This is a genomic window from Nocardia sp. No.11 (assembly GCF_038752175.1).
GTDB lineage: Bacteria > Actinomycetota > Actinomycetes > Mycobacteriales > Mycobacteriaceae > Nocardia > Nocardia canadensis.
Window position 1 is genome coordinate 31,120 of the sequence record NZ_JBCGFB010000015.1, and the last position, 25,783, is coordinate 56,902.

Here is a 25,783-nt window from a genome sequence, read left to right on the forward strand (position 1 = left end):
TACCAGGGCAGAATACCCACTCGGACGGGTCTATTCTCGATCTTGTGGGTCTGGCGGTGCCGGCACCGATGCTGGCCACACCCGGACGGCCCCCGCGGCCGCCAGGTGGCTGGTGCGCGGAGATGAAGTGGGACGGCGTCCGCGCGATCGCTCGCTGCACCGGCGACGGGGTGAGCTTGTGGAGCCGGAACCTGCGCGAGATCACCGCCTCCTACCCCGACGTCGTCGCGGCGCTGACCGAGCTCACCGACGGACGAACCCTGCTGATCGACGGCGAGCTCGTCGCCCTCGATGCCGCCGGGGCCCCGTCGTTCTCCCGCCTGCAGCGGCGAATGCATGTCCAGCGGCCCGCGCCCGCGCTGCTCGAGCAGGTGCGCGTGGACTACCTCGGTTTCGACCTGCTCGCCCTCGACGACGACATCCTGCTCGCGGACCCGTACTCGTCGCGACGGGCCGAGCTGGCCGATCTGCGCCTCGACGACGGTGTGCGCGTGCGGGTTCCGCCGAACTGGTCGTTGGCCGAGGTCGACGCCGAGCGGCTGCTGCGCACCGCCGCCGAAACCGGTCTGGAGGGCATTGTCAGCAAGCGGATCGACTCGATCTATGAGCCTGGTCGCCGCTCCTCGGCCTGGATCAAGACCGTGCTGCGCGCCACGACCGAGGCCGTCATCGTCGGCGCGGTCCCCGGAACCGGCGCCAACGCCGCCACTTTCGGCGGTCTGATCCTGGCCGGACACACCCCTGACGGACACCTGCGCTGCATCGGCGGGGTCGGGACCGGATTCACCACCGAGGCCCGCCGCAGCCTCCACGCTGCCCTCGAGAAGGTCCGCCGCGACACCAGCCCGCTCGACGACCCGCCGCCTGCCGCGGCGGTGCGGGCCGCCTGGTGGGTCGAGCCGGTGTTCGTCGCCGACATCGAGTACCGCGAGATCAGCGCCGACGGAATGCTGCGCCACCCCAGCTTTCGGGGGATCCGGACCGACAAGAAACCCGACGACGTCGCCGTGCCCTTCTAGGACCCGCGCGGTGCGCTCGTCACCAGGGCACGATTCCGGCGTAGTCGAAGAGTCCGCCGTCGGGCTGACCCAGCTGATCACGCTCGGACGGGCCTGCGCGGTGGTGCCCGAGTTCGTTGCGGGCGCAGCTCCGCGACGGCCACGCCACCGTGCCGGTGCCGGACGCACCGTCCGTCACCACCGTCATCGCCTGGCCGTCACACAGCAGATCGCGCGCCGTCGCGATCTCGTGCGGACGGCGATACGCCGGTAGCGGCGGCTACGAGCAGCTGTCGGGCGGCCGGGGAGCGAGCCGAGCACACCGCCCGCGACGACGCCGTTGGCGTCGCGAGTAGTGCGCGTCGGCTCACTCCCGCGGTCTATCCGGTGTCGACACCGTCCAGCGAAACGCAGGGAGCGGTCGGTGCCGTACGCATCCGGTCGACCGGCTCCACACAGCCGGGATGCCCGCTCGGCGTGGTGTGAAACGACGAAGCGGAGAGTTATGTCGCGATCGTTGTCGCCATCGACAACAGCAGCTCGAGCGCGTACCGCACCGATTGATCGAGCACCTGCGCCGGATCGCCGTCGAAGTGCCGATGGCTAGCTCGCGCGGCGCTGCGCGAAACGACGCAGAACCACACCGATCCGGCGGGTTCCCCGTCCTGCGGCCCCGGACCACCGACACCGGTGGTGGCGACGGCGATGTCGGCGTCCATCAGGGCCCGGACGCCCTCGGCCATCGCGGTGGCCGCGACCTCGGAGACCACCGGAACATCGGGAACACCCAGGACACGCTGCTTGACCTCGGTGGCGTAGGCGACGACGCCACCGCGGAACCATACGGCCGAATCGGGCGCGGCCCCCAGGGCGGCCGCGACATTGCCCGCTGTCAACGATTCGGCGACGGCCACCGTCAGGCCCCGCCGTTCGGCCAGATCTGCGAGCTGACGGGCGATCGCGCTCATGATCTCCTTCGACGATCGAGTCGTATCGGTGCGCTCCGTCAGCCTAGTGCGCCGGCACTCACGCTCGCGGCTGCCTGACGCCCGGCAGGAAGGTGGTCCAGTCGATTCGGGTGAGTCCGACGACCGCGGCGAGCAGCGCGATCTGAACGGCGATCCCGGCCGGCGAGGTCAGCGAGGAAACGAGCGTGGTACCGAGACTCCGCTCGGCCACCCCGGTCGCGCCGACATAGAAGGCGAAGCTGACCGTTCTTCCCGCGACGTGCGCCGCGGTGAGCGGAAGCAGGCGAAGCCCCATCAGACCCGCGGCCTCGAACATCTGCGCCGACGGCAAGGGGGAGACGAGGAAGACCCCCAGCACCGCGACGGTGCGACCGCGCCGCCGCGTGAGATAGTCGCCGGCTGTTCGCAGGTTGGCTCGTCGGCGTGCACCGAGATGGTCGCCGAGATGATGGGTGGCGGTGGCGAGGAGGTAGCGACCCGCGCCGGACGCGACAGCGGCGACGACGACGAGCGGGACCGGATGGAGGTGCCAATTCAACGCGAAGAACACCACCAGCACCGCATTGGGCGGTCCGAACGCGGGCAGCAGATTCACCGCGAACACCACGGCGACAACGATCAGGAAAGGCAGGACTGTCACGTTCATGACCAGACCGTGGTGATCGGCGCGCGGCGGCGAGACAACTCCGCGGCCCGCGACCGGATCAGCGGCGCCGGGCGAGCCGGCGCAACCGCTCGTGCTCGAGAACGAACACCGCGACGGCGGCGGTGAAGCACAGCGCGGTGGCGACGGCGCCGAGCCACGCCCAGCCGGCGAAGCCGTAGCCGGCGGCGGTGAGTGTCGATGCCAGGCCGACGACGCCCGCGAGAAAGAGCAGAATGCCGGGGATGTTGTAGGGATCGGCGAGGCTCTCGCCCGGCTTGCTGTGGTAGACCGCGTCGGACGTGGTGTCGCTCATGGTGTTTCTCCGATTTCGTCGTCTTGCGCCAACCGCGACCTGGACAGGTTGAGGGTCAGCGGTATCAGGTGGGAATGGATGCGTGCCGTCCGGGCGAGTTCGCGATAGGTCGACTCGACCACGTAGCGCACATACGTGCCGGGAACGTCGGGGAATCTGCGGGCGAGCAGTTGCGCGATGGCTTCCAGTTCGTCGGATGCCATCGGCGGTACCGTTTCCGCGACGGTGGAGACAGGCGCCGATCTCGGCGCCGCGTCCGTGGTGCGCGACTCGTCGACCGTCGGCGTGCTCATGAACTGTCACCTCTGCCGTCGGCGTGGACAATCCGTTTCGCGTACCCGGCGGTGTTCATCTCGGCCCCTTTCTGCCGGTCTCAGCGTGCACCGGGCGGCGCTTGTCCCGGCAGGGTCCGGAGACCCCGCGCGGGGGGCCTTTCGTCGTGTCCATCGGTGATGTCGGCAGGGACCCGCACGGGGCGAACGGCACTGCCGCCGGGGCTGCCCGAGAAGCGATGGTGACAGGGACGAATACCGATTGTCCGACCGTCGAGGAGGTCCCGATGCGCATCGAGACGGGAAAGCCGATGTGGCACCGCTGGATCGCCTTCGTCACCGTGGGCGAATTCCTCGGCTTCTCGCTACCGGCGATCGTGGCGACGGCGGTGTGGGAGCGCGGCGGATGGCCGGCGACGACGGCCCTACTGGCGGCAGGCCTGGGCGAGGGCATCGTGCTCGGCTGGTTCCAGGCGCGGGCACTACGCCCCGCGCTTCCCGAACTTCCCGGCCGCGCCTGGATCGCGGCGACCGCGCTCGGCGCGGCGATCGCCTGGTCCGTGGCGATGGTGCCGGTGGGCACCGACGGTTTCCGTGGCTGGCCGACAGCGGCGGCGATACCGGTGCTGTGCGCGGGCGGCGCCGTGGTGGTTTCGGCTATCGGGGTGGCTCAGTGGAGCGTGCTGCGCCGATATCTGGCACGGGCAGGCTGGTGGATCGGCGCGACCGCGCTGTCGTGGGCGGCGGGCCTGGTCGCGTTCGCGCTCTTCACCAGCCCCCTGTGGCAGCCGGGCCAGCAGCCGGTCGAGATCGCCCTGATCGGCCTGGCCGGGGGATTGCTGATGGCGTTCGTGATGGCCGGTGTCTCGGGCGGATTCCTGGTGTGGCTGTTGCGTGCACAGGCCGAGGACGGGCGCTGATTCGACCCCGCAGCGGGGGCCTTGGTACTCGCTCATGGTGCCTGTCGACCCTTCTCCCGGCAGCTCCCGCCGGCACATGGTTGACGGAGTCGGCCGGTCGGCCGCGATTCGGTAGGAGGCGGAGAATGTACTGGTATGACCACGACGTCAACGGTTGGGGATACGCGTGGATGGGAGTCGGGATGGTCTTGTTCTGGGCCCTGTTGATCGTCGGCTTCGCGCTCGCGCTGCGATACCTGTTCCGAATGGACGGCGAGCACCGGCACCCGGCACCACCCGGTCCGGAACATGTCCTGGCGGAGCGGTTCGCGCGCGGCGAGATCGATGCGAAGGAGTACGCGGACCGCTTGTCCGTTCTCCGGTCCGTCGACCGTCGATGAGCCGGTCCCGAACGCCTCCGGCACCCTGTCCGCCCCGCCTGCCGTGACAGGTGGGGCGGACAGGGGTACCGGTGGCCCTTCGGGAGCCGGACAGTACGGGGTCAGTCGTGGTGGACGACCATGACCGGGCAGTCGGCGTGCTGCACGAGCCAGTGGCTGGTCGATCCGAGCAGCAGGCCCCGGAATCCGCCGCGACCGCGGCTGCCGACGACGAGCAGCTGGGCGGTTCGTGACCAGCGCGCCAGGTTCTCGCGTGGACCGAACACCTCGACCTCGCGGCGCACGTCCACCTCGGGGAACTGCTCGGACCATCCCGCCAGGCGTTCGGCCAGCAGCGCTTCCTCGGCGACCGTGAAATCGTCGATGGGCAACTCGAGGTAGCTGGTGCCGGCGAACTGGCCCTGGGCCAGATCGCTCCAGGCGTGCACCGCGACCAGTCGACTGTGGCGCAGCGCGGCTTCGGCGAACGCGGCGCCGATGGCGGGCTCGCCGACGCTGCTGCCGTCGACACCCACGACGACAGGACCGCTGTCGCGCTCGGGATCGGACCCGCGCACGATGACGACCGCGCCGTGCGCGTGCGCGGTCACCGCCAGCAGCGTCGAACCGAGGTGGGCGATCGGACCGACCGCAGCCGCCGCGCCGAGCACCAGCAGATGCGCGTGCGCCGAGGCATCGATGAGGGTGCGCGCGGGGTTGCCGGTGGCGAGTTCGGTGGTCACCGTGACCGACGGCGCGGCGGTGAGCGCGTCCTGGCGGGCGGTGGCCAGCGCCTGCTCGGCGGCCGACCGGATGTCGTGCATCGTGGTGTAGATGAACGCGTCGTAGGCGCTGCGGGGTGTGCGGTCGGCGACCGGGTCGGTGCAGTGCACGATGTGCAGGGCACGGCCGCGCGCCGCGGCGGTGCGGGCGGCCCAGCGCACGGCGGCGGTCGATCCGTCCGATCCATCGATTCCGACGACGACCGCCGCCGAGGCGACGCGGTGGGGGTTCTCGCTGTGCTCGGTCATGGCCTCAGCGTGGCACGCGGGCACTTCGCCGGTCAGAGCCGTGGTGCCCGGAACACGGGGACCAATGGCATCGGCTGGATCGCCGGCCGTGGGGGAGGAAGAGCAGTTCGGCCGCTGTTCGTCGACCATGGTCTCTCGCCGTTTCCGACTGTCCCGGCGAGGATCAGATCACCGGCTGCGCACCAGAAACGGGCCGGGCACCACATCGCCTACGTCGAGGTCGAGATGACAGAGCTACACCCCCTGGACTGGGGATTCATGGAACTGGAGGACGCTGATCGCCGCATCAGCCTCGGCATCGGCGCCGTCGCGATCGTGGCCGGGCCCGCGCCGACGCGCGCCGAGTTCGTCGCGTGGCTGCGGGAGCGGATCGACCACGTCGAAATCCTGCGCAGGCGAGTGCGCAGAAGGCCGCTGGACCTGTCCGCACCGGTGTGGGAGCGCGACCCCGGTTTCGACCTCGCACACCACATCCGGTGGACCGCTGTGCCCGGCCCGCGGGACGAGTCGGCCTTGCGGGAGCTCGTCGCCACCGAACTGGAGCAACGGCTCGACCGGGACCATCCCCTGTGGCAGTGCGTGGTCGTCGAGCAGCTGACCGGCGACCGATGGGCATTGATCGTGAAGGCCCACCACAGCATGGTCGACGGCCTGTCGGGAATCGCGTTGTTCGAGCAACTGTGCGATGCCGCCGTCGACCGCGCCGCACCGGCGAGCACTCCGACCTCGGGCACCTCGGGGACCGGCGTCGTGGAATGGGTGAGCAGGGCGATTCGGCTGCCGGTGACGGCGCCGCGCTTCGCTCTGTCGATGATGCGCGCGCTCGTGCCCGTGGTGTCCGCCGCGGTGGCTCCGGGCAGCCCGTCGTCCTTGAACGGGCCGCTCGGCCGCCAGCGCCGCTATGCCGTCGCGCGGGCGTCGATGACCGACATCCGCACGATCGAGACGGCGTTCGGCACATCGGTCAACGACGTGGCCTTGGCCGCCGTCACCGCGGCCTACCGGCGGCTTCTGCGTGACCGCGGCGAGGACCCGGCGGCGGGCGGAATTCGGATTCTGGTCCCGGTGTCCATGCGTGCCACCGATGCCGAATTCGCCTTGGACAACCGCATTTCGGCGATCATCCCGCATCTCCCGGTGGAGTTCACCGATCCGGTCGAGCGGTTGAGCGCCGTCCATGAGCGCGTCGCGCGCCACCGTGCGCGGGGCGAAGCCGAGGCCGAGAAGTCGATGTTGGCGGTGGCGCAGCTGCTGCCGTTCGCCGTCGGGGCGTGGGCGTTCCGGCTGGCCGGTCACTTCCCGCAGCGCAGTGTCGGCGCGCTGGCCACCAATGTGCCGGGACCCCGTGGACAGCTGAGCCTGGACGGTCGCGCGGTGACGGAGATCTGGCCCTGCATTCCCCTCGCGATGCGCCTGCGCACCACGATCGCGATCCTGAGCTACGACGACCGCCTGGTCTTCGGCATCACCGGGGATTACGACTCCACACCCGACATCGACCTGATCGCCGCCGGTATCGAGGACGGTGTTGCGGAACTACTGGCCCGCGCGCGATAGAACCGAGAGCGATCCGAGGACGCGGACGCGTTCCGGCCGCGACGACGGCGCGAGCTCGGCTCGACTACCGCCGTGGCGCCTGGTTCGCCGAGCGGCTCGGGGTGCGCAGATGGAGCGCGATCTGGATGACGCCGTCGCTGCGGTGAGCCGAGATCGGCAGGTCGGAATCGATGATCAGCCGCATGGCTTTGGAGTTCGTCGGCAGCACCTCGGCGATGAACCGGTCGAGGCCGCGGGCGCGACCGAGCTCGGTGAGCCGATGGAACAGCACGGTGCCGATGCCGTGGTGTTGTTCGTCGGCGGCCACGACCAGAGCGATCTCGGCGCTGACCCCGTCGTCGAGGACGACGAAATTCGCGACACCGACCAGCCGGTCGTCGAGGAACGCGCCGACCGCGCAGTGTGTGGGGTCGTGCGACGCGATCGAGCCGACCACCCGGTCGAGGTCCTTGGGCGGTGGGGCGAAGAACCGGAAGTAGCCGTCGGTCCGGTCGAGCCCGGCGTGGAGTTCGCGTACCGCGTCCCGGTCGGTGGGGCCGAGTTCGCGCAGGACGATGTTCCGCAGGGCGGTGGTCATCACGATCCCGCCTTCGACCGGGTGACGGCGACCTTCAGCGCGCCTGTCTCCGCGGCGCGCGCGAAAGTGTCGTAGGCGTCGACGAATTCGCCCATTGCGAAACGGTGCGTGATCAGCGGGGTGGGATCGAGGTGCCCGGATCGGATCAGTTCGATCAGGCGCGGGGTCGAATGCGTATCCACCAGGCCGGTGGTGATCGTCAGATCCCGGCTCCACAGGTTCTCGAGGTGCAGCGTGGCCGGTGCGCCGTGCACCCCGATATTGGCGACGTGACCGCCCGGACGCACGAGATCGACGGCCAGTTCGAAGGTCTCGGGTACCCCGACCGCCTCCATCGCCACATCGGCGCCTCGGCCACCGGTGAGCTCGGCGACCCGGGCGCGCACCTCGTCGCGTCGGCTGTTGAGCACCGGATCGGCACCGAGTGCGTGCGCGGCGGCCAACCGGGAGTCGGCGAGGTCGACGACGATGATGCGGCTCGGGCTGTAGAGCCGCGCGGTGATCACCGCGGCCAACCCGATCGGCCCCGCGCCGACGATGACCACGGTGTCGCCCGGCCGCACCCTGCCGTTGCCGACGCCGACCTCGTAGCTGGTGGGCAGGATGTCGGCCAGCATGAGCATCTGCTCGTCGCTGATGCCGGGTGGGATCGGGTGGGTCGACAGGTCGGCGAACGGCACGCGCACCGATTCCGCATGGGTACCGTCGATTTCGTGGCCGAGCAGCCATCCACCGCCGCCGGTGCACTGCCCGTAGCGGGCCTCCCGGCACGATGCGCACGCTCCACACGCGGAGATACACGACACGAGAACTCGATCCCCGACCCGCACGGTGCGCACCGCGCCACCGATGGCGGTGACGGTGCCGACGGCCTCGTGGCCGAGGATCCGCCCGCGCTCGACCTCGGGCACATCACCCTGGAGAATGTGCAGGTCGGTTCCGCAGATGGTGGCCGTGTCGACGGTGACGACGGCGTCGGTGCGGTCGAGGATCGTCGGATCGGGTACCTCGCGACGGTGTGGACGTCCTGGACCGTCGTAGACCATGGCGAACATCGAGGACTCCTTTCAGATCGCCGACGACCGGGCGAGTGACTCGGCACGGGTTCGGATGCCCGAGAGCATCTTTCGCTCCATGACCAAGCTGCCCGGCTCGGCGACGAGGCGGGTGAACAACCGTGTCCCCAGCGACGCCTCGGTCAGCGAGATGAGATTGCGACTGATCAGCCGGGTGCCTGCGGGTTCGGGATAGAGGGCGAACGACCAGACCCAGGCGCCGTCCTCCGAGGCGAACACCAGTGACCGGTCGGGTTCGAGCACGCGGATCCGCAGGCGGGGTCCGCGCGCGCCGAGGGCGATCACGTCGCCCAGCGCCGGATGCTGAAATCGCGGCAGGATCTCGTCGGCGCTGTGCATGTCGAGGCCGAACAGGTTCTCGATCCAGTCGTAGGTGTACGCGCCGCCGCGCCCGGGGCCGATCTGCACGAGCCACGGCCAGATCGCCGCCGGTTCGGCCGCGACGGTGATCGCCCTGGTCGTGCGAATATCGGGGTGCGGGAGCAGTTCGTCGCCGGGTATCGTCCGCTGCGCCTCGTCGCGGGTCGCGCCCCAGGTCGCGAACCGTTTGCGCAGCAGAACCGAGTACCCGAGTCCGAGTCCGGCGGCGTAGACCGCGGCGCCGACGGCGAAGGCTGTCGTGTTCTTCATCGCAGGTCCTCGCCGACGGGATGCGCGACCATGACGGGGCAGTGGGCGTGCTGGACAAGCCAACTGCTGGTCGAACCGAGGACGAGACCGCGCAGCCCACCCCACCCGTGGCTTCCGACGACCACCATCTGTGCCGAGTCCGACCACTCCTGCAGGTGTTGACGCGCATCGGCGGGGTAGACCCGATGCGTCACCGGGACATCCGGGTACTTCTCGTTCCAGCCGGCGAGCCGCTCGGCCAGCAGCGCTTGGTCGGAGGCCTGCTGATCGTCGACGCTGAACTCACCGGCGAACTCCCCGAAGGACGTGTCGTTTCCGGCGAGTACGGCGACGAGGGGTGCCGTTCGCTCCGAAGCTTCGGTGAACGCCGCGGCGATGGCCTGCTCGCTGGTGGGGCTGCCGTCGACACCGACGACGATCGGCCCGGTGCGGCGGGGCGCCTGCCCCGTGCCGGTGTCGACCACCACGATCCGGCCCGAGCCATGGGCGGTGACGGCCAGCAGCGTCGATCCGAGATGCGCGAGCGCGCCGACATCCGGTGTCGCTCCGAGCGCGACCAGATGAGCACGGCGCGACAGCGAGATCAGTGTCCGCGCCGGGTGCCCCGCGACGAGCTCGGTCCTGACCTCGACTCCGGGCGCGGCCTCGCGGGCCGTGCGCTCGGCGTCGGCCAGGACGGCGGTGCCGTGGGCGCGCACCGCGTCGATCACCGCCGGTGTGACGACAGCGTAGGGGTTGACAGCGGCGGTGCGGGCCAGGTCGAGTCCGTGCACGATCAGCAGGCGGCGGCCCCGCTCGGCGGCGGTCTGCGCGGCCCAGCGGACAGCGACGTCGGCCGCTGCCGATCCGTCGGTCCCGACCACGACGGCGGACGTCGCGAGCTCGTGTGCTTCCTCGGTGCGATGCGTGCTCATGGTGGTGTGCCCCTATCGGCGTGCGGTACGAATAGGTCGACCGTACGAACCACCGGGGTCGGGTGACTGCTGGCGTAGGTCCCCGACCGAAGGGCCGATCGGACACACCTGGACCGCGCGGGCTGATCGAAGTCGTCGCCCTCGACCGGGTGCTCGCGGCCCCGTGAGCCCTGGCGCTGGGTGCCTGCTACGCCTACGCACCCCGCGTTCTCGGCTACTGCGGTCGCTCGGACGCGCGGGCACTACACAACGGGTCAGCCGCCGACGTCGGCGCCTGGCCCGGCACCGACTGCCCGGCGGCGCCCACGAGCAGTCGATCCGCATCCTGGACAGCTGCCGCATCACCTGGGGCAGGTGAGGTAACGACGGTGGTGCCGCGGCGATCCACTGTCGGCGGTCGGTGTCCGATGCTGCGGTCGTCCGCTCCGGGCCTGCGGCGCGCCGAGGTGGACGACAGTCGCCTCGTGACCGAGGTGACCGACGGCGACCAGGGGCCCCGGTGCACCGGGGCGCGCGCCCCGACGCCGGGCGGGCGCGGGCGCCGGCCATCAGTACGGCACGACAAGGACAGGTGACCGATCGGCGATCGACCGGTGTCCCTGCGAAGAGCTCGACCCCGGCCCGACAGGGGATGTCAGGGGTGCACGAGATTGCGGTAGGTCTCGAGGATGCGGCGAATGGACGAGGTCACCGGCAGATCACCGTCCAGGGGCGCCCAGACATAGCGGGCGTGGACGGAGAGCCGGATCGGTTCGGTCGCCGCGACATCGACCGCGAAATGCAGGCGGCGCACCGGGTGGGCGTCGGGGGACAGGTAGTCGAAATCCCCGACATGGTGCCGAATCCCGGTGACGACCAGGCCCGTTTCCTCGTGCACGCCCCGGACGACCGCCTCGGCGAGAGGCTCCCTCGGCAGCACGGTGGTTCCGGGAAGCTTCAGAGTGGCCTTGATCGGACCGGTGTCGTGGCGCGCGAGTAGTAGGACCTGTCCGCCGCGATCGATGATCGCGCCGACCCGAGGTGCGGTACCGTCGATTTCGGCCTGGCGAGACATTTCCTCGAACTCCGACTCAGACACCATAGGACTCACCGACTTTCGACTCCGACACCCATCGCCACCGCCGCCGGATCCGGCGAAGGTGGTCGGTGATTACGGTACGTGCCGGGCACTGTCGGCGTGGGCGAATCGGCCTGCCAGGCTTGCGAAGCCACGCCCGAATGTCGGGGCGTCACGGTCGGCGCGTCGAGTGGCACGTGAGTCCGATGTGGTCAGCCGAGGACGTGTGCGCGAATATCCGCCGCCCACTCCCCGTATCCGACCTGTTCGGCCTCGGTCATCCCGGCCAGCATTCCGACCTCGACGGCGCGGACCGCCGCGCTCGCCTTCTCGAGGCTTCGTCGGCCGCGAGGGGTGAGTCGCGCGGGCAGTGCCTTTCCGACCGGCGCCGCCGCGGGCCGCATCACGTAGCCGTCTCGTTCCAGGGTCTGCAGCACCTCCGCCATGGCGGCGCGCAGGGCGCTCGACGCTTCTTTGAGCAGGTAGCCCAGTGACGTCTCCAGGTCGATGCCGACCCCGTCTCGACCTGGCTCCACGCCACCGATGTCCAGGCCATCCACGACGCACTCGCCGCCGACGGCCACACCATTGTCGCCGCACCCGTCGACGGCCCCTTCGGCCGGACCTTCACCTTCGCCGACCCCGACGGCTACCGGATCACCCTCCACGACCGCACCTGACAGGCGACGTCATCGAACGATCATGGACCGCCGCTACGATGCTCAGCCATGGCCGCGATCGAGTTCGGGCAGGACTTGGTGAAAGCGTTACTGCGCGAGCAACATCCGGATCTCGCCGACCTGGAGCTCCGAGATGTCGAGGGCGGCTGGGACAATCGGCAATGGCGCCTCGGACCGGAACTGGCGGTGCGGTTGCCCCGCACCGAGCGAGCACCTGCCCTGCTGCGGATCGAGCAGACCTGGCTGCCTGTGCTGGCGGAGCGCCTACCGTTGCCGACGCCCACACCGCTGCGTGTCGGCCACCCGTCGTCCCTGTTCCCGCACCCCTGGACGATCGCGCGATGGGTCGAGGGAGAGCCCGCCGATCGCGCGCCCATCACGAGTCTCGACTCCGCCGAGATCCTGGCAGGATTTCTGCGCGTGCTGCACGGCGACGCGCCCGCCGGCGCTCCGAACAACCCCACGCGCGGAATCCCGCTGGCCGATCTGCGCGAAAGCTCGGGCCTCTGGTTCGAGGTCATCGCCGATCCGGCGATCGCCGAGCACGCACGGGAAGTCTTCGACAAGGCGGTCGATGCCCCGACGTGGCAGAGTGTGCCGCAGTGGCTGCACGCCGACCTGCACCCGGCGAACGTGGTCGTCGATGCGGGGACGCTCGCCGGGGTGATCGACTTCGGTGAGATGTGCGCGGGCGATCCCGCGACCGATCTGTCGGCAGCCTGGATACTGTTGCCGACAGGCGGGGCGAGCCGATTCTTCGACGCCTACGCACGGGCGGACGCGGCCGCCGTCGCGAGAGCTCGGGGCTGGGCAGTGCTGCGCGCGCTCGGCCTGATCATGGTCGGGCGCAACGGCAGACTAGGTCTGCCCGGTGGCAAACCGAGCTGGGAACCGGCGGGCTACGCGACCCTGGAACGGGTCCTGGCGGCGGACTGACCGCCCGACGTACTTATCCGAGTTCTTCGGCCAGCCCGATGAGCAGGCCTTCGGGGCCACGGATGTAGCAGAGCCGATAGACGTTCTCGTACTGGACCACTTCGCTGCTGACGAGGTGCGCGCCGTGCTTGCCGAGGCGGGTGAGGGTCTCGTCGATGTCGTCGACGGTGAACATGACGCGAAGGTAGCCCAGCGTGTTGACCGGGGTTTGGGGAGCGGCGATCACCTGCGGCGCCAGGAAGCGGGAGAGCTCGAGTCGGCTGTGGCCGTCCGGTGTGCGCATCATGGCGATCTCGACGCTCTGGTCGCCGAGGCCGGTCACGCGCCCGGCCCACTCGCCCGCCACCATGGCTCGACCCTCGAGTTCGAGGCCGAGTTCTTCGAAGAACTCGATCGCCGCCGTGAGGTCTTCGACGACGATGCCGACGTTGTTCATCGCGACTGGCATGAGGTCATCCTAGGGAACTGGAGTCGGCCGTGCCCATCGATCGCCGGCAACGCGTGCCGCCGCGGTGTCGTCAGGACGGGTGGTTGTCGAGGAACAGCGGCGGCATGAAGTGCAGCATCAGGGTGGACCAGGTCAAATGCGTGATCAGGGAGGCCTGGATGCCGCCCGTGTGCTGACGCTGGATGCCGAACAGTGTGCCCATGACCGCGCCGGCCAGCACCAGCGCCGGGTTGCGCGTCGCGGTGGTGGCGAGGATGTAGGCGCCGGTGGAGACGGCGACGGGCGCACGCGGGGCCGCGTGGTAGACCGCGCCCCGGAAGTACACTTCCTCGGCGGCGCCGTTGGCCAGCGCGGTCAGCAGGACCGCCGGCGTCCGGCCCCGGTCGGCGTAGCGCAGGAGCCTCGTGATCGCCCTGCGTAGCAACGGGATTCGTCGGGCGACGAGCGCGCATCCGTAGAACACCCCGAACGCCGCGACGCCGGTCGTCGCCGGCGCGAGCACACGCCGGTCGGGCTGGTCCTCGATCGGCGCCGGAGTGGTGGCCAGACCACCGAGGGTCAGTGTGGTTGCGGTGGCGAGGGTGAGCCCGTAGAAGCGCCTGCTGGCGGGCGGCGCGGCCAGGGACGCGCCCAGCAGGCCGGTGCCTGCCAGACCCACGGCCGCGACCGTCAGTGGCCGCTGCCCATCCTGCCTCGGCCGCACTCCACGCGACCACGAGCGGGCCGTCATTCGTCGTACCGCATCCGGACGCGCTCGCCGAGCGCGCGCAGGACCGCTTCGTCGTAGCCGATCGTCTCGAACGGCAGCAGGTCCCGGATGGTGGTGTCGTGCACGACGACCTCGTTGACCATCGAGTCGACCAGCGACCGGCCGGTCTGGACATCGACGTCGGTGACCAGCGCGAGCCAGCGGGAGGACAGCCGCGGGGACAGGAACGGCACCGGCACGATCGGCGTCGGCCGTCCCTGGATCCGCGCCACCCGCCGCATCATGTCGATGTAGGCGAGGACGTCGGGACCGCCGATCTCATAGGTCCGGCCGGTGGTGCGTGGCTCGTCGAGCACACCGGTGAGGTACCGGATCACGTCGTCGACGGCGATCGGCTGGGTGCGGGTGCGAACCCAGCGTGGGGTGATCATCGCGGGCAGGTGCTCGACCAGCTGCCGGGTGATCTCCCAGGAGATGCCGCCGTGCCCGACGATGATCCCGGCGCGCAGTGTCGTGACGGGTACCCCGGCTTCGCCGAGCAGGGTTTCGACCTGCCTGCGGCTGCGCAGGTGCGCCGAGAGGCGATCGGTGTCGTCGCCGAGCCCGCCGAGGTAGATGATGCGCTGCACCCCGGCCTGTGCGGCGGCGCGGCCGAAGTTCCGGGCCGCCGCCGCGTCGCGCCGCTCGAAGTCCTCTTCGGCGAGCGAGTGCACGAGATAGTAGGCGCTGTCGCAATCTTGCATGGCCTCCGGCAGCGAGGCGGGGTCGGCGACGTCGGCACCGACGGGCGTGCCCGCCCCGTGATACCTCTCCGGGTGCCTGGTCATGGCCCGCACGGTGTGTCCGGATTCCTGCAGTTCCGGGCAGAGGCGCCGCCCGATGAACCCGGTCGAACCGGCTACGAGTACCTGCACAACGGATCCTCTCCACGCGGGCGGACATGCGGCCGGGCGTTTCGACGCCGACGGTGGAACCGGCGCCAGGCTACCCGCGCGGGGCGTCTCGGCGCCGGATCCCCGCCGCGAGAGTCGGGCTTCGCGTGTGGTCCGGGTGGACGTGTGCCGTCGATGACGTCCTGTCTCAGCTACCGACGACGGTGATCTTGGCCTGATCCGGGTTGATCTCCGAATCGGAGGGATTCGCGTCGGACTTCACCGTGATGCGCGACTTGTCGATGCCGTCGGCCTCGAGTTCGGCCGCGATGTTGTCACCGCGCGCTTGGGCCAGAGACTTGGCATCGGCCACGTTCGAATCCTTGGCGTAGGTCGAGACTTCGATCTTGGTGTCGTTGCCCTGCAAGGCGGCCGCCACGGCTTTGAGCGTGACGGTGTCGGTGGTCCCCAGGTCGGAACTGCCCGGGTCGAAGGTGATCGGGGCGGCGACCAGGACCTTGTTGATCGCGTCCTGCACTGTTTGCTGCACGCTGTCGCGTGCCGAACTCACCGCCGAGGACGCCGTCGCGGCGATACTGCTCCGCATGGTGTCGACCTGGGTGGTCGGGGTGGTCGTCGGTGTCGACGACGTGTCGTCGGAGTTGCAGGCCGCGGTCATCAGTACGACCGCCGCGATCGACGCTATCCCAAGGACGCTGCGTGTGAGCTTCACCGGAATCTCCTGGTCTGTGAATGTCGGAAAAGTGGGTCGTGCTCGACTGCGTCGCGCGGCAGGGGAACATCCGGGGCCGCTGCACCGCTCGCCCCGGACGTGGCGGCCGACAGTCGTCGGCCCGAGCGTGCGGGGACGCCGGACCACTGCTGTGCGGTCAAGCGGGTCGGTCCCCTCTCGTCGAGATCGCCGCCGTGCCCGCCGCGTCGGAGGACAGCACCGGGCCCTGCACTGGAGTTGATCCCATAGGCGCATCGTGCGCCGCCGCCAGGGCGCGCGCCTCACCCGAATCGGGTGAACCCAGCGAGCGTCATCCGTGTCGGCGCCGGTACGCGGCGCCGGCACCGGGGTGCAGGGGGATGGTCCCGGTGCCGATGAGGAAGCGGCCGTCGAGGAACTGGGCGCCTGCGGCCTCGGCGGGCACGAGCGAGTCCGCGTGCCGGACCAGCAGGTCGACGATGGCGGCGGCGAGCTCGTCGGGCAGCGTCGCGGTGGCGAGCAGGAGGTTGGCGACGCCGATCGTATGGACCGCGGGGCTGCCCGGGTAGGCATCGGCGGGGAGGGCGACGCGGTCGTAGACCGGGCCGTACCGCTCCCGCATCGGCGCGGCCAGGGCGCCGAGATCGATCAGCCGCATCGGGTCCGGGACGGTGAGCGCGCTGGTCGGCACGCCACCTGCCCACAGCAGGGCGTCGATGGTGCCGTCGGTCAGTGCCTGAGCGGCCTCGCGCAGCGGGCGGTGTTCGACGGTGACCTCGGCGGGGTCCAGACCGGCGGCGCTCAGCACGCGCTCACCGGTGACCGCGGCTCCGGACCCTGCGGCGCCGAGGTTGACGCGGCGCCCGCGCAGATCGCCGACCTGCGTGATCGGTCCGTCGGTGCGGACCGCCAGCTGCAGATAGTTCTCGTAGACCCGGCCCAGCGCGACCACGCGTCCGCCGAAGTCGTCCGCCGAGTCGGCCAGCGCGAGCGCGGTGTCGACCTCGCCGGTGGCGACCATCCGCAGATTCTGTTGGGAGCCCGCGGTTTCCACCGGCTCGATGCGCAGGTCGTCGGAATGTCCGGCGGCGGCGGTGGCCAGCAGCTGGGCGAAGGCGTAGTAGAAGCCGCCGTCCTCGCCGGAAGCGAGCCGTATCGTCGCGGGATCGGTCGTGCCGCAGCCGACGACGCTCGCCGACGCCAGCGCGGCCAGGGCCAGCATCCGGCGACGGCTGATCGACGGGCCGCTCATCGGGTCACCGCGGGGACGCGGACCAGGACGGCGAGCCCGTGCGGGTGCACCGCCTCGACGGACAGCGTGCCGCCACGCGCCTTGGCCAGCGCCTGCGCGATCGACAACCCCAGACCCGTCCCGCCGGCGGCGGCTGTCGAACCACGGAAGAACCGGGCGGTGAGCCGGTCGAGCTCGTCGGGTACCGCGCCCGGCCCGTCATCGGCGACCCGCACCGTCACCCCGTCCGGACCGGCCGTGACGCCGACGATCGTGTGCGCCCCGGATCCGGCGTAGCGGCATGAATTGCTCAGGGCCACATCGAGGATCTGGGCGAGGGCGGCCGCGCTGATCGCGGCCTCGACCCGATCGGCGCCGGGGCCAGGTCGGACCGTCGCCGTGGGGGAGTCGTCGGTGGGTGTCGCCGTCAGCCGGATCCCCGCATCGTCGAACGCCGAGGTCCAGGCGTCGACGCGGTCGGCGGCGACCTGGGCCGGATCACAGTGTTCCTCGGCGCAGGCCACGGTGCCGAAGGACGCGGGCGCCTCGGCGACGGCCAGCTGCAGCAGGTCGTCGAGGAGCGCGGTCAGCCGTTCCACCTCGGTGGTGGCGCCGCGGAAGGTCGCCGCCGCGCTCGCGGGGACCGCGGATTCCAGCGAGTCGAGCCGAATCGTCAAGGCGGCGAGCGGATTACGCATGGCATGGGCGGTATCGGCGACGAGCTGGTGTTGCGCGTCGGCGGAGTCGGCGACGGCCGTCGCCATCGCGTCGACGGATTCGGCGAGGGCACGGACCTCGGGCGGACCGCCGTACCGCCGGGTGATCGGGGCCCGGCCGCGTGGCTTGGGCAGCGTCGCGGTGAGCTCGGCGACCGCGTTCGACATGGCGGCCAGCGGGCGCAGCACCCAGCGGCTCAGGACGAGCGCCAACAGCACGAACACGACCATCGCGCCCAGTGCCCCGACCGCGATCAGCGCCCACATCCGAGCGATCGCCGAGCGGGCCGCGGCCGTCGACGCCTCGATCACGACGGCGCCGTTCACCTGTACGCCGGTGCCGACGGGACGCGCGACGAGCATCGCCGGCGCGCTCCACGGCGTCAGCCGGTCCACCTGCTGCGGGCGCTGGTTGCGCCGGGCGGCGGCCACCGCCGCCCGGATCCGCGGATCGTCCACCGCGACTCCGGCATTGACGATCGGCGCCCCGCGCGCATCGACGACCAGGACGTTCTCCCCGTAGAGCTCGTGATAGCGGGTGACCTCGTCGGCGAGTGCCCGCACCCCGCCCGCCGCCCCGGCCGCGTCGGCGAGCGTGGCGAAACGATCGGCGTCGCCGGACCGGCCGAGCACCAATTGCTGGGTTCGGCTGGTGGCCGCGGTCAGCGACAACGGCACCGCGAACGCCAGCACCGCGAGCGCGGCGAAGACGGTGAGCGCGATCAGCAGTCGGCGCCGCATGCGCGCTCCCGGGAGGTCACTCGCCCCACCGATATCCGTAGCCGCGAATGGTGGTGATCAGCCCGGGCCGGTTCAGTTTCGCGCGCAATCCGGTCATGTGGACATCGAGCGAGCGCGAGACCGCGACGAAGGCGTCGCCCCAGATGCGGTCCATCAGCTGTTGCCTGCTCACCGCGGCACCCGGCCGTTCCACCAGCACCTCGACCAGTTCGAACTCCTTCTGGGTGAGCGGGATCGGGGTGCCGGCCACCTCGACCACGCGGGCGCGCAGGTCCACCCGGACATCCCCGGTGACGACCTCGGTCCTCGCCTGCCTGGCGACGGCGGCGGCCCGGCGCAGCACGGTCTCGAGCCGCGCCATCAGCTCGGCGATGCGCGGCGGTTTGACCACGTAGTCGTCCGCGCCGCCACGCAGGCCGCGCACGATGGAACGTTCGTCGCTGCGGGCGGTCAGGATCAGCACGGGGACGGCGCTGACCTCGCGCAGCCGGCGCAGCACCTGCAGCCCGTCGGCGTCGGGCAGGCCGAGATCGAGCAGGACCGCGTCGTAGTCGCGGTGGGCGATGAGCAGATCGGCGCCCCGGCGCAGGCGCTCGGCCCGGTAGCCGCGCGCGGTCAGCGCCTCGACCAGGGCATCGCCTACCCCGTCGTCGTCCTCGACCACCGCAAGCCGCACGCGCCGATCCTCCCACAGGGGCAGGACCGGCGCGGTTGCCGGACGGTCAGCCACGAACGGTGGCCATCGCCCGCTCCGGCTCGACCGGGTCGGCCTCGACGGCGGCTTCGGCGTCGATGGTCGACTCGGCCGAGGTCTCCCGCATGAAGTAGTAGGTGAGCAGCGAGATCGCGACACATCCGGCGACGTAGAAGAAGTACAGCGACTCCATCCCGGCCTTCTTCAACGCCAGGGCGATCATCTCGGCGGTGCCGCCGAACACCGCGACGGTGAGCGCGTAGGGCAGCCCGACGCCGAGCGCACGGATCTTGGTGGGGAACAGTTCGGCCTTCACGATCGAGTTGATCGAGGTGTAGCCGGTGACGATCACCAGCGCGGTCATCATCAGGCCGAACGCCGCGAACGGGTTGGCGGTGTGCGCGAGCGCCGACATGATCGGCACCGTCAACAGTGTGCCCGCCACACCGAAGAAGATGAGCAGCTTGCGACGGCCGATCCGGTCGGAGAGCCCGCCGGCGATCGGCTGCAGCACCACGAAGACCAGCAGCGCGACGAAGTTGATCCAGGCCACGGTGTCCTTGGAGATACCCGAGGTGTTGATCATGAACTTCTGCATGTAGGTCGTGTAGGTGTAGAACGCGACGGTGCCGCCCATGGTCAGGCCCACCACCAGCAGGCATTCCCTGGGGTACTGCAGCAGCACCCGCAGCGATCCGCGCGAACTGCCGACCGCCGCCGCCGTGGTCTCGCCGGAGCCCGCGACGGCCTTGAACGAGTCGGATTCGTCCATGCCGCGGCGCAGCAGCATGACCACGATGGCGCCGCCCGCGCCGATCAGGAACGGGATGCGCCAGCCCCAGCTGTGCATCTGCTCGGAGGTGAGCACCTGCTGCAGGATGATCTGGACGCCGAGGGCGGTCAGCTGACCGGCGACCAGGGTCACGTATTGGAAGCTCGAGTAGAAGCCGCGCCGGCCCGGGGAGGCCACCTCCGACAGATAGGTGGCGCTGGTGGCGTACTCGCCGCCGACCGAGAGACCCTGCAGCAGCCGGGCCATGAGCAGCAGGACGGGTGCCGCGATGCCGATGGTGCCGAAGCCCGGGGTCACCGCGATCATCAGCGACCCGGCGGCCATCACCGTGACCGACAGGGTGAGCGCGGCGCGGCGGCCGAACCGGTCGGCGTAGCGCCCCAGCGCCCAGCCGCCGATCGGCCGCATGATGAATCCGACCGCGAAGACCGCCGCGGTGGAGAGCAATTGCGCGGTGGGGTCCCCGTCGGGGAAGAAAGCCTTCGCGAAGTAGACGCTGAACGCGGCGTAGACGTACCAGTCGTACCATTCGACGAGGTTGCCGATCGAGCCACGCAGCACGTTCGCCACGACTCGCCGTTCACCGCCGGCCTGTGTTGTCGTCACCTTGAACCCTCCTCCATCGGCGCGGCCCTGCGCCGTCGGAGACCACTGTGTCGCCTGTCACAGGACGAGCGGAAGCAGTGGGGACGGTTCCTAACACTCCCTTAGGGCAATTCCTGCCGGACGGACCGCGCAGGCGCGGATCAGGGCATATCCAGCACGCTCACCGGAACTCCATAGGGGAGGAATCGCACGCGACGGCGTGCGTCGGTGTTGTCGCGATGCGCCCGCAGGGCCTCGAGCTCGTTCGGAAAGACCTGGTCGACCCTGGCCTGCCCGTCGTCGTCGATGGTGTAGGCCGCCCACACGCCGCTGCCGGTCTCACCGGTCGTCGCCCCCTCGGGCGCGGCGGGGCGAGGTTGTTGCGTGAATTGGCCGAACAGCGACGTCAGCGCGCCGAGCCCGCCCTGATCTACCCGACCCAGATAGTCACCGGCTTTGCCGAGCAGGTCGCGGAGTTCGTCGCCGGTATCCCGGAGCACGCGTTCGAATTCCTCGGGATCGATATCGAAAGGCCCGAAATTTGCCATCGCATATTCTCCTCGCGGGACGACTCTGCCTGAGTGGGGCGCTACGCCACAGTGTCCTCGCGAAGTGACGGCTTCGCTACAAGCCCCGGTATCAGCTGGTCCCCGAGACGACGCAGAACTCGTTGCCCTGGGGGTCCTGCAGAACGGTCCAGGCGAAGCCGGGCAGTGAATGTTCACCGAGGACAGTGGCGCCCAGCGCCGTCAACCGATCGACTTCGCTCTCCCGGGCGGAGGTCTGGAAATCGACGTGCACCCGGTTCTTGGTCGCTTTCGATTCCGGGACCAGCTGGAACGCCAGGTAGCGGCCCTCCCCGAAACCCACACCCGGCGGCGCGATCATGATGTAGTCCCCGGCGTCGGCCAGGACCGAATAACCGAGGGCCGACGTCCAGAACGCGGCGAGCTCGGCAGGGTCGGTGCTGTCGATGGTTACGCCACCGAAGGCGATGGTCTCAGACACGCCGCCGACGATAGACGACGCCACCGACACATCGGTCGAAGGCGCTCACCGCCCGGCGGAGCCTTCTGCGGCTCTCGGCCGCGGGCCGCTGGCAGGCTTCGCGTGCTCTCGGCGTATGCCTCAGGGCCGCGCCGGACAACGTCGGCGCGGGAGGATTCGAAAAGCAGCGCTTCGCTTCGGCGTGACCGCCGCCGGAACGCCCCGTACTCGAAACGAGTACGGGGCGTTCGTTGTTCGGACGACAGGGAAGTTCGGCGCCGACTCAGATCCCGGCGTCGGGACGCGGGATGTCGCCCCGCCAGGCCCCGGTTTCGCGGCCCTCGCTCTCGATGAACTGCTTGAAGCGCTTCATATCACCGTTCACGCGATGCTTCAGCACACCGAGTTTGTCGGCGGCGGTTTCGACGAAGCCCTCCGGGTCGACCTCCATCTGCGCGGTGATCCGGGTGTGGGTGTCGTCGAGGCGATGGAAGGTGATGACCCCGGCGTGGTCGGGTCCGCTGTCGGATTTCCACGCGACGCGTTCGTCGGGGTGCTGTTCGGTGATGGTGGCGTCGAATTCGCGCGTCGACGGACCGACGTGGATGCGCCAGTGGGTGTGCCGGTCGTCGAGCTGGCTGACCTGCTCGACGCCCTCCATGAAATACGGGAATGTCTCGAACTGTGTCCACTGGTTGTAGGCGGTGCGGATCGGGACATCGACATCGACAGTCGCGGCTACCGTGCTCACAGGTACTCCTTCCCCGGTTCGTCGGCGTCACCGCCACGGACCGGCTTCGGTCACTGCCGACGAGCCGTCGCAGGCTCGTCGACTCGTACAGTGCGGGCCATACCCTGGGTCCGAAAGGGCAAACAGGAGTGGGGAACTCGGTCAGAATCCGGCGAGACCGGAGGCGAGGTCGGGGACGTCGAGCGTGTCGATCACCTGATCGCGCACGTCCGGGCACTGCTCGAGGGTCACCGTGTCGAGGACCTCGCGGTGGCGGGCCAGTGAGATGTTGATCGCGCCGTTGCGCAACGCCCAGTTGTGCACGGCACCATTGAAGCTCGTGCGGGCCACGGCGGTGCCCTCGGACTGCCATTTCCCGACATCGGCGCGCAGGGCGTCACACAACTGGGTGCTCGCCTCCGCCCCGATCATCGGCGCCTCGGTGGGGCCGGGATCCTGCCCGGGGCCGCGGGGTTCGGTCGTGGTGGCGCACCCCAGCAGGCTCGCCGCGGCCAGGGCGGTGAGCACTCCGACGCTGATCGGGCGGTGGTCGGTGCGGCGATGGCGGGTCATGGACTTCCTCCGATCGACAGCTCGGCAGCTGTGTCATCGAGTCGCATGCCCGCGATCGCCGCCGCCAATCAGTTCGGGCAACGGGATCGTCATGTCGGCCGTGCGGGGGAATGGGTATGCGGGCGGCAGATCGCGTTGACATCGAGAGGAGTTCGATCTCGTGGAGGACATTGTTCGGCCGACGATCGTCGTCGTGGTGACGGTGGCGATCACGGTGTCGGCGGGGCTGGTGATCGACCGGCTGCTGCGCTACAGCGCGCGTCGCCGGCCCGGCACCCATCTGCCGCTGCTGCTGCGCCGCACCCGGCTACCACTGCAGGTGTTGCTCGGCGTGGTGGTCCTGCGCGCCGCCTATCCCTTGGCGGAGCTGGACTCGCGCCACGACGCCGTGATCGGCAATATCCTTGCCGCCGCGGCGATCCTGGCCGTGACGTGGCTGGTGGTCCGGGTCGCCGACGCCGTCGCGGAGAATCTGTTGCGCCGCTATGCCGCGCGCACCAGCGAGATCTCGCGGGTGCGGCAGTTGCGCACGCAACTGGGGCTCGTGCGCCGGGTCGTCACGTCGATCCTGGTGGTGACGACCGCGGCAGTGGCCATCCTGTTGCTGTTCCCGAGCCTGCGCACGCTGGGTACGTCGCTGCTGGCCTCGGCCGGGGTCATCGGCATCATCGCGGGCGTCGCGGCGCAGTCGACGCTGAGCAATCTCATGGCGGGATTGCAGATCGCCTTCGGTGACTCGGTGAAGATCGGTGACACCGTGGTGGTGGAAGGTGAATGGGGGACCGTGGAGGAGATCACCCTGGCCTTCCTGACGGTGCGGATCTGGGACGACCGCAGGCTGACCATGCCGGTCTCCTACTTCAACAGCAAGCCGTACGAGAACTGGTCGCGAGGCGGGCCCGAGGTCACCGGCACGGTGCTGCTGCACCTGGACCACAGCACCCCGGTGCCGCTGCTGCGGGAGCACCTGCACGACTACCTGCGTGGCTGCCCGGAGTGGGACGGGCGCAGCTGGAATCTGCTGGTCACCGACAGCACGCCGACGAACATCGTGGTGCGGGCGGCGATGTCGACCTCGAACGCCGACGACGCGTGGACGCTGCGGTGCGCGGTGCGTGAGGAACTGCTGGACTGGCTCGGCAGGCGCCACCCGAACGCCCTGCCCAAGATCCCCGCCTCGATCATCTCCGCCGGTGACGGTGCGGCGGCGGAGGAGCCCGAACGGCCGGAAGTGCGCGTGCGCTGACGGCCGTGGCCGTTTCGTTCGGCAGGCGTGGGTATGCCCCGGACATGACGTCGTTCTGGTTGACCGATGCAGTTCTGCCCACCCGATTGCCGCTGGCCGGTGATCTCGAAGTCGACACGGTCGTCCTCGGCGCCGGCATCGTCGGCCTCACCACCGCGCTGCTGCTCGCCGAGAGCGGCCGGGAGGTGGCCGTGCTCGAAGCCAGGCAGGTCGGTGCGGGCACCACCGGCGCGTCGACCGCGAAGATCTCGCTGCTGCAGGGGACCAGGGCGCAAGCGATCGCGCATCGGCACGGGACCGCCGTGCTGGAGCGGTACCTGGCCGCGAATCGGGCGGGCTTCGACTGGTTGCTGGAGTTCTGCGCCACCCACGACATCGCCGTACAGCGGGTTCCCGCGCTCACCTACGCGCAGAACACCGAGGAGCGTGACGCGGTGCGCGCCGAGTACGAAGCGACCCGCGCGGCCGGCCTGCCGACCGAGCTGGTCGACGACCTCGAGGTGCCGTTCCCCGCGTACGGCGCGGTGCGCCTGCGGGAGCAGGCACAGGTCGATCCGGTCGCGGTCCTCGCCGCGCTGGCGGCCGACGTCGAGGCGCACGGCGTGCCGGTGTTCGAGTCGACGCGGGCGCGGCGGTTGCGCCGTCGTCGCGGTGGGGTGGTGATCGGCACGGGTCAGGCGGAGGTCTCGGCGGCGCACGTCGTTGTCGCGACCGGCACCCCGATTTTCGATCGGGGCGGCTACTTCGCGCGGCTGGTCGCCGAGCGGTCCTACGCGGCGGCGTTCGAGCTGACAGGGCCGGTACCCGAGCAGATGTACCTCAGCGCCGGGGGACCGACCAGGTCGCTGCGACGGTATCCGACGGAGACCGGCGAAGTGCTGCTCGTCGGTGGCAGCGGCCACGAGGTGGGGCGTGCCGGGTCCGAGGCCGGTCACGCCGAGGAACTGCTCGACTGGGTGAACCGGTGGTTCCCGGGTGCGCGGTTGCTCGATCGCTGGTCGGCCCAGGATTACCACCCGATCGGCGAATTGCCCTATGTCGGGCCGCTGCTGCCCGGGATGAACGAGGTGTCCGTGGCGACCGGCTTCGCGAAATGGGGCATGACCAACGGCGTCGCGGCGGCGCTGGTCTCGGCGGGGCGGCTCACCGGACGATCACCGCGCTGGGCCGGTGTCTACGACGCCTGGCGGCCGGGCGAGGTGACGGCGCTGCCCGCCGGCGTGCAGGCCAATCTCGCCGTGGCGCGGTACCTGTCGACCGGGTGGCTGAACCTGTTCGGGACCGTCGCGGGCCCCGTTCCCCGGGAGGGTTGCGGCCGGGTCGAACGCCGGGGCCTGCACCCGACCGCGGTGTCCACGGTCGACGGTGAGACCACGGCGGTCTCCGCGGTCTGCCCGCATCTGCGGGGCATCGTGGAGTGGAACGACGCGGAGCGGACCTGGGATTGCCCGCTCCACGGATCCCGCTTCGCCCCGGACGGTTCCGTGCTGGAAGGACCTGCGACACAGCCACTTTCGTCACGCTGAGGCGCGCGCACGCACTGCGACACGCAGCGCCACCGGGGGCGAGGGGATCGGTGAGATCGGCATCGTCGGCTCGGCCGCGGCGGTGGGCAACGCGATCCACCACGCCCCAGCGTGCGCGTGACATTCTTCTCTGTGCGCGCCCGCGATACCCCGTAGCGCGCGTCCGAACCATACGAGGTCATCCCCGCCCGCCGGATCGGATAACATCACTGCACCCTCTCGGTCCAGAAACCGGCCGGCAGAGTGAGTTTGCGCTCTGGCGCTCGGGATCGGAGGCTGCGTGCAC

31 protein-coding genes and 1 pseudogene are annotated in these 25,783 nt (G+C 70.2%); 8 read left to right on the forward strand and 24 right to left on the reverse strand.

The features are described from left to right. The first annotated feature begins 68 nt into the window (after positions 1-68). Positions 69-1,019: a non-homologous end-joining DNA ligase gene (gene ligD, locus V8688_RS07340; RefSeq protein ID WP_342800484.1), complete on the forward strand. Its 951-nt coding sequence runs from the start codon at positions 69-71 to the stop codon at positions 1,017-1,019. 19 nt (positions 1,020-1,038) lie between these two features. Here the strand turns inward: ligD and V8688_RS07345 are convergent, their stop codons facing one another. The 5 genes from V8688_RS07345 to V8688_RS07365 form a co-directional block, all read right to left on the reverse strand. Then, the gene (locus tag V8688_RS07345; RefSeq protein ID WP_342800463.1) at positions 1,039-1,206 is read right to left on the reverse strand and encodes a hypothetical protein; all 168 of its coding nucleotides are present in this window, start codon (positions 1,204-1,206) and stop codon (positions 1,039-1,041) included. Positions 1,207-1,501: 295 nt separating this feature from the next. Continuing rightward, on the reverse strand, positions 1,502-1,966 hold the full coding sequence (locus V8688_RS07350) for a CinA family protein (RefSeq protein ID WP_218718091.1): 465 nt from the start codon (positions 1,964-1,966) through the stop codon (positions 1,502-1,504). 58 nt (positions 1,967-2,024) lie between these two features. Continuing rightward, positions 2,025-2,612, reverse strand: coding sequence for a hypothetical protein (locus V8688_RS07355; protein WP_316574983.1), 588 nt, complete (start codon positions 2,610-2,612; stop codon positions 2,025-2,027). A gap of 58 nt (positions 2,613-2,670) precedes the next feature. After that, the gene (locus tag V8688_RS07360; protein WP_316574982.1) at positions 2,671-2,925 is read right to left on the reverse strand and encodes a hypothetical protein; all 255 of its coding nucleotides are present in this window, start codon (positions 2,923-2,925) and stop codon (positions 2,671-2,673) included. Further along, a complete protein-coding gene (locus V8688_RS07365; protein ID WP_342800464.1) occupies positions 2,922-3,128 on the reverse strand; it encodes a hypothetical protein in 207 nt (68 codons plus the stop codon). Before V8688_RS07365 ends, V8688_RS07360 begins: the two co-directional genes overlap by 4 nt. Positions 3,129-3,484: 356 nt before the next feature. Here V8688_RS07365 and V8688_RS07370 point away from each other — a divergent pair, with 356 nt between their 5' ends. Together V8688_RS07370 and V8688_RS07375 are read left to right on the forward strand one after the other, a co-directional pair. Beyond that, positions 3,485-4,117: a hypothetical protein gene (locus V8688_RS07370; RefSeq protein WP_342800465.1), complete on the forward strand. Its 633-nt coding sequence runs from the start codon at positions 3,485-3,487 to the stop codon at positions 4,115-4,117. A gap of 125 nt (positions 4,118-4,242) precedes the next feature. Then, positions 4,243-4,497, forward strand: coding sequence for a hypothetical protein (locus V8688_RS07375; protein ID WP_218718086.1), 255 nt, complete (start codon positions 4,243-4,245; stop codon positions 4,495-4,497). 101 nt (positions 4,498-4,598) lie between these two features. Here V8688_RS07375 and V8688_RS07380 read toward each other — a convergent pair whose 3' ends face one another. Then, a complete protein-coding gene (locus V8688_RS07380) occupies positions 4,599-5,507 on the reverse strand; it encodes a universal stress protein (RefSeq protein ID WP_316574979.1) in 909 nt (302 codons plus the stop codon). Between the two features lie 225 nt (positions 5,508-5,732). Here V8688_RS07380 and V8688_RS07385 point away from each other — a divergent pair, with 225 nt between their 5' ends. Then, on the forward strand, positions 5,733-7,064 hold the full coding sequence (locus V8688_RS07385; protein ID WP_342800466.1) for a wax ester/triacylglycerol synthase family O-acyltransferase: 1,332 nt from the start codon (positions 5,733-5,735) through the stop codon (positions 7,062-7,064). Between the two features lie 64 nt (positions 7,065-7,128). Here V8688_RS07385 and V8688_RS07390 read toward each other — a convergent pair whose 3' ends face one another. The 6 genes from V8688_RS07390 to V8688_RS07415 all read right to left on the reverse strand — a co-directional run bounded on the left by V8688_RS07390 (position 7,129) and on the right by V8688_RS07415 (position 11,854). Further along, on the reverse strand, positions 7,129-7,641 hold the full coding sequence (locus V8688_RS07390; RefSeq protein ID WP_218718083.1) for a GNAT family N-acetyltransferase: 513 nt from the start codon (positions 7,639-7,641) through the stop codon (positions 7,129-7,131). Next, a complete protein-coding gene (locus V8688_RS07395) occupies positions 7,641-8,696 on the reverse strand; it encodes a zinc-dependent alcohol dehydrogenase family protein (protein ID WP_342800467.1) in 1,056 nt (351 codons plus the stop codon). The genes V8688_RS07390 and V8688_RS07395 overlap by 1 nt, the downstream gene beginning before the upstream one ends. A gap of 12 nt (positions 8,697-8,708) precedes the next feature. Further along, a complete protein-coding gene (locus V8688_RS07400; protein WP_342800468.1) occupies positions 8,709-9,347 on the reverse strand; it encodes an SRPBCC family protein in 639 nt (212 codons plus the stop codon). Then, positions 9,344-10,261 (reverse strand): universal stress protein, encoded by a 918-nt coding sequence (locus V8688_RS07405; protein ID WP_218718080.1) that lies wholly within the window; start codon positions 10,259-10,261, stop codon positions 9,344-9,346. The genes V8688_RS07400 and V8688_RS07405 overlap by 4 nt, the downstream gene beginning before the upstream one ends. 634 nt (positions 10,262-10,895) lie before the next feature. Beyond that, positions 10,896-11,315 (reverse strand): NUDIX domain-containing protein, encoded by a 420-nt coding sequence (locus V8688_RS07410; protein WP_316574974.1) that lies wholly within the window; start codon positions 11,313-11,315, stop codon positions 10,896-10,898. 215 nt (positions 11,316-11,530) lie between these two features. Then, positions 11,531-11,854 carry a hypothetical protein gene (locus V8688_RS07415; protein ID WP_342800485.1) on the reverse strand — a complete coding sequence of 108 codons (324 nt, stop codon included), beginning with the start codon at positions 11,852-11,854 and terminating at the stop codon, positions 11,531-11,533. On the opposite strand from V8688_RS07415, the pseudogene V8688_RS07420 reads away from it, so the two are divergent. Next, positions 11,840-11,998 (forward strand): annotated as a pseudogene (locus V8688_RS07420) (VOC family protein); the annotation flags it as partial. The gene V8688_RS07415 and the pseudogene V8688_RS07420 sit on opposite strands and share 15 nt — an antisense overlap. A gap of 48 nt (positions 11,999-12,046) precedes the next feature. Next, positions 12,047-12,934 carry an aminoglycoside phosphotransferase family protein gene (locus V8688_RS07425; protein ID WP_342800469.1) on the forward strand — a complete coding sequence of 296 codons (888 nt, stop codon included), beginning with the start codon at positions 12,047-12,049 and terminating at the stop codon, positions 12,932-12,934. A gap of 13 nt (positions 12,935-12,947) precedes the next feature. Here the strand turns inward: V8688_RS07425 and V8688_RS07430 are convergent, their stop codons facing one another. The 12 genes from V8688_RS07430 to V8688_RS07485 form a co-directional block, all read right to left on the reverse strand. Then, positions 12,948-13,382: a VOC family protein gene (locus tag V8688_RS07430; RefSeq protein WP_218718075.1), complete on the reverse strand. Its 435-nt coding sequence runs from the start codon at positions 13,380-13,382 to the stop codon at positions 12,948-12,950. Positions 13,383-13,452: 70 nt separating this feature from the next. Continuing rightward, entirely contained in the window at positions 13,453-14,040 is a 588-nt protein-coding gene (locus V8688_RS07435; RefSeq protein WP_308248454.1) for a CPBP family intramembrane glutamic endopeptidase, read from the reverse strand. Positions 14,041-14,108: 68 nt separating this feature from the next. After that, positions 14,109-15,005: an NAD(P)H-binding protein gene (locus V8688_RS07440; RefSeq protein WP_218718073.1), complete on the reverse strand. Its 897-nt coding sequence runs from the start codon at positions 15,003-15,005 to the stop codon at positions 14,109-14,111. A 166-nt stretch (positions 15,006-15,171) separates the two neighbouring features. Next, positions 15,172-15,696, reverse strand: a complete 525-nt coding sequence (locus V8688_RS07445) for an OmpA family protein (protein WP_316574971.1) — start codon at positions 15,694-15,696, stop codon at positions 15,172-15,174. A 310-nt stretch (positions 15,697-16,006) separates the two neighbouring features. Beyond that, positions 16,007-16,927 carry a TAXI family TRAP transporter solute-binding subunit gene (locus V8688_RS07450; RefSeq protein WP_342800470.1) on the reverse strand — a complete coding sequence of 307 codons (921 nt, stop codon included), beginning with the start codon at positions 16,925-16,927 and terminating at the stop codon, positions 16,007-16,009. After that, positions 16,924-18,363, reverse strand: a complete 1,440-nt coding sequence (locus V8688_RS07455) for a HAMP domain-containing sensor histidine kinase (protein WP_342800471.1) — start codon at positions 18,361-18,363, stop codon at positions 16,924-16,926. Before V8688_RS07455 ends, V8688_RS07450 begins: the two co-directional genes overlap by 4 nt. Positions 18,364-18,379: 16 nt before the next feature. Next, entirely contained in the window at positions 18,380-19,039 is a 660-nt protein-coding gene (locus V8688_RS07460; RefSeq protein ID WP_218718069.1) for a response regulator transcription factor, read from the reverse strand. A 46-nt stretch (positions 19,040-19,085) separates the two neighbouring features. Continuing rightward, complete coding sequence (locus V8688_RS07465) at positions 19,086-20,456, reverse strand: MFS transporter (protein WP_316574969.1); 1,371 nt, start codon at positions 20,454-20,456, stop codon at positions 19,086-19,088. Between the two features lie 140 nt (positions 20,457-20,596). Then, complete coding sequence (locus V8688_RS07470) at positions 20,597-20,983, reverse strand: hypothetical protein (RefSeq protein ID WP_218718067.1); 387 nt, start codon at positions 20,981-20,983, stop codon at positions 20,597-20,599. 91 nt (positions 20,984-21,074) lie between these two features. Next, positions 21,075-21,443: a VOC family protein gene (locus V8688_RS07475; RefSeq protein WP_316574967.1), complete on the reverse strand. Its 369-nt coding sequence runs from the start codon at positions 21,441-21,443 to the stop codon at positions 21,075-21,077. Positions 21,444-21,705: 262 nt separating this feature from the next. After that, on the reverse strand, positions 21,706-22,173 hold the full coding sequence (locus V8688_RS07480) for an SRPBCC family protein (protein WP_218718065.1): 468 nt from the start codon (positions 22,171-22,173) through the stop codon (positions 21,706-21,708). Between the two features lie 141 nt (positions 22,174-22,314). Then, positions 22,315-22,725, reverse strand: coding sequence for a hypothetical protein (locus V8688_RS07485; RefSeq protein ID WP_342800472.1), 411 nt, complete (start codon positions 22,723-22,725; stop codon positions 22,315-22,317). Between the two features lie 160 nt (positions 22,726-22,885). Between V8688_RS07485 and V8688_RS07490 the strand changes: the two genes are divergently transcribed. Both V8688_RS07490 and V8688_RS07495 read left to right on the forward strand, forming a co-directional pair. Beyond that, a complete protein-coding gene (locus V8688_RS07490) occupies positions 22,886-23,971 on the forward strand; it encodes a mechanosensitive ion channel domain-containing protein (RefSeq protein ID WP_342800473.1) in 1,086 nt (361 codons plus the stop codon). Positions 23,972-24,030: 59 nt separating this feature from the next. Beyond that, positions 24,031-25,497 carry an FAD-dependent oxidoreductase gene (locus tag V8688_RS07495; protein WP_342800474.1) on the forward strand — a complete coding sequence of 489 codons (1,467 nt, stop codon included), beginning with the start codon at positions 24,031-24,033 and terminating at the stop codon, positions 25,495-25,497. The last annotated feature ends 286 nt before the right edge of the window (positions 25,498-25,783 follow it).